This is a genomic window from Rhizobacter sp. P3_B12, from assembly GCF_056402895.1.
Genome location: NZ_JBFUGN010000776.1, coordinates 1 through 2,994, shown reverse-complemented (window position 1 = coordinate 2,994; position 2,994 = coordinate 1). Strand labels below are relative to the sequence as shown.

The 2,994-nt window shown below is 69.8% G+C and carries 2 protein-coding genes and 2 pseudogenes; 3 read left to right on the top strand and 1 reads right to left on the bottom strand.

All coding sequences use genetic code 11. The annotated features are described in order from the left end of the window. Positions 1–327, bottom strand: a pseudogene (locus AC1D01_RS27815) (N(5)-hydroxyornithine transformylase PvdF); the annotation flags it as partial. A gap of 69 nt (positions 328–396) precedes the next feature. On the opposite strand from AC1D01_RS27815, the gene AC1D01_RS27810 reads away from it, so the two are divergent. The 3 genes and pseudogenes from AC1D01_RS27810 to AC1D01_RS27800 all read left to right on the top strand — a co-directional run. After that, positions 397–1,518: a GNAT family N-acetyltransferase gene (locus AC1D01_RS27810; protein ID WP_477872164.1), complete on the top strand. Its 1,122-nt coding sequence runs from the start codon at positions 397–399 to the stop codon at positions 1,516–1,518. A 2-nt stretch (positions 1,519–1,520) separates the two neighbouring features. Further along, positions 1,521–2,789, top strand: coding sequence for a lysine N(6)-hydroxylase/L-ornithine N(5)-oxygenase family protein (locus AC1D01_RS27805; protein ID WP_477872162.1), 1,269 nt, complete (start codon positions 1,521–1,523; stop codon positions 2,787–2,789). 20 nt (positions 2,790–2,809) lie between these two features. Continuing rightward, a pseudogene (locus tag AC1D01_RS27800) lies at positions 2,810–2,994 on the top strand (RNA polymerase sigma factor); the annotation flags it as partial.

Sequence of the window (2,994 nt, the reverse complement as noted above, 5' to 3'; positions counted from 1 at the left end):
GGTCGACGGCACCGACTCGATCAGCTCGACCACCGGCCGGCCCTGCACCTGCAGCGCCGGCGGGAACGGCCAGCAGCGGCTCGGGTGCGGCGAGAAGCCGTAGTCCTTCAGCTGCTCGCGGTCGCGCGGGTTGCCCTCGTCGTCGTCGAAGATCACCGCCTGCAGCGAGTACGCCTCGCCGAGCGTGCTGCCGTTCAGCGTCTCGACGAGGAACTCGAGCGGCGACTTCATGTAGCGCGTCTCTGCCTTGAACGGGATGGGCTGCCCGGCCCGGTCGGCCGCCGCGTTGCGCAGCGACGCGATGTAGACGAGTTTTGACGGTTCCATGAGCCACATGACGAAGCACGCGGCGCGGTGTTCAGCTGAACAAACCCGCCGACCGCTCGTCATGGAGGCATGAACAGCGGCACACCCAGCACACGACCCCCTCCCGACCCCGCGGCCCCGCGCTGCGTGAGCCACCCGTCCGGCCAGCCGCTGCAGGTGCAGCGCGATGGCGACCGGCTGGTGGTGAGCGAGCTTCATCCAACGTCCGCACCGCGTGACCGCATCGGCCGCTGGCAGTGGAGGCATGATCAAAGGACAGATGATCGCGACGAGTCCACGCTGCAGTGGCTCGGCCCCTGCTCCGGCGAGCCGTCGCCCGCGCACCTGCTGGCGATCATCGAGGCGGCCTTCACCTTCGAGCCCGGCACGCCGACGCTCACGTTGGTGCCGCCGTTCGCATCGGCACTGAACCTCGTCGAGCACGGCCTCGCGCTGCCAGCGCCCGACGGACGGCAACGGGTACACCGCGAGATGTTCTTCCAGCACGCGCCGATGTGGCTGCCGCAGGTGGCGCCGCCGATCCCGCTGCGCTACACGCTGACCGGCCCGCGCCGCCACCCGCTGCGCGCGGCCAAGCGAACGGGCACGCTGTACCAGCGCCACATCCCGTGGCTAGCCCAGACCTTCTCGTTCCGCAGCCTCGACATCGAGAGCGACCTGCCACGCTTCCACCGCTGGATGAACGACCCCGACGTGGCGCAGGTCTGGCAGGAAGACGGCGACCTCGCGAAGCACCGCGGCTACCTCGACGCGATCGCCGCCGACCCGCACATGCAGGCCATGGTCGCGTGCCTGGACGGCGAGCCGTTCGGCTACTTCGAGGCCTACTGGGCGAAGGAGAACCGCATCGCGCCATTCAGCGAAGCCGACGACCACGACCGCGGCTGGCACGTGCTGATCGGAGAGCCCGCCTTCCGCGGCAAGGCCTTCGCGACGGCCTGGCTCACGTCGATCTCGCACTACCTGTTCCTCGCCGACCCGCGCACGCGGCGCATCGTCGGCGAGCCGCGCGCCGACCACCGGCAGCAGCTGCGCAACCTCGATCGCTCCGGCTACGCCAAGGTGAAGGAGTTCGACTTCCCGCACAAGCGCGCGATGCTGGTCTCGCTGCTGCGCGAGCGCTTCTTCGCCGACACGCTGTGGTGGCCGCGCGAGGACGACGCCCCTTCCACCCTGCAGTCAAGGACATGACCATGCGCGTGCACGACCTCATCGGCATCGGCTTCGGGCCGTCGAACCTGGCGCTGGCGATCGCGCTCGACGAGCAGCGCCGCGCCGGCCGCCCGCTGGTGGATGCGCTGTTCATCGAGCGCCAGCCCGGCTTCGCGTGGCACCCGGACATGCTGCTGTCGCAGGCCCACATGCAGATCTCGTTCCTGAAGGACCTGGCGACGCTGCGCAACCCGACCAGCCGCTTCACCTTCGTGAACTACCTGCACCAGCGCGGCCGGCTGCAGGATTTCATCAACCTGAAGACCTTCTACCCGAGCCGCCGCGAGTTCAACGACTACCTCGGCTGGGCCGCGGCGCAGTTCGACGACAGCTGCGTCTACGGCGAGGAAGTGGTCGAAGTGCTGCCGCAGGTGCACGGCCGCGAGGTGCAGCTGCTGCGCGTGCGCTCGCGCGACGCGGCAGGCCAGTGGCACGAGCGGCTCACGCGCCACCTGGTGGTGAGCATCGGCGGCACCGCCAACATCCCCGATGCCTTCCGGGCGCTGAAGGGCGACCCGCGGGTGATGCACTCCAGCGGCTACCTGGCCGGCCTGGCGGGCCACGCCGATGCGCAGCGCATCGTGATCGTCGGCGCGGGCCAGAGCGCGGCCGAGCTGTTCATCGACCTGCACGGCCGGCCGAACGCGCCGCGCGTCGACCTGGTGATGCGCGCCCGCGCGATCCGGCCGGCTGACGACAGCCCGTTCGTCAACGAGATCTTCAACGCCGGCTTCGTCGACCAGGTGTATGCGCAGCCCGAGGCGCAGCGCGCCGAGATGCTGGCGGAGTTCCGCCACACCAACTACGCCTGCGCCGACCAGGACCTGATCCGGCAGATGTTCGCGGTGTTCTACGAGCAGCGCGTGAGCGGTGATGAGCGCCACCGCTTCCTGCGCCGCCACGAGATCCAGAGCGTGCGCGCCGCGGCCGACGGCATCCACCTGAACCTGCTCGACGTGAACGCTTCGCGCGAGAGCAGCCAGCGCTACGACGCGGTGGTGCTGGCCACCGGCTATGCGCGCGAGCAGCACCACGCGCTGCTCGGCGAGCTGGCGCCGTGGCTCGGGCGCCTGCAGGTCGACCGCGACTACCGCGTGATCGCGCCGCGCGAGTTCCGCCCGGCGGTGTTCCTGCAGGGCGCCTGCGAGACCACCCACGGCCTGAGCGACACGCTGCTGTCGATCACCGCGGTGCGCTCGAACGAGATCGCGACGAACCTTGCTACACTCAATGCGAACAATTCTCATTGAGCGGAGCGCTCTTCCAACGCATGCGCGAGCTGATCCAGGAACTGGTGGCCCACTGTGCAGACCTGCGGCGGCAGTTGACGCGCGAGCTTCGGGATCCGCAGCACGCGGCCGACATCGCGCAGTCGAGCTTCGAGCGGGTGTACGTGCAGGCGCTGGGGGATGGCCCTCAGGCGGCCATCGCGTCGCCACGCGCGCTGCTGTTTCG

Coding starts and splice junctions, on each gene's coding strand:
- AC1D01_RS27810 (WP_477872164.1), top strand. CDS start 397: ATGAACAGCGGCACACCCAGCACACGACCCCCTCCCGACCCCGCGGCC.
- AC1D01_RS27805 (WP_477872162.1), top strand. CDS start 1,521: ATGCGCGTGCACGACCTCATCGGCATCGGCTTCGGGCCGTCGAACCTG.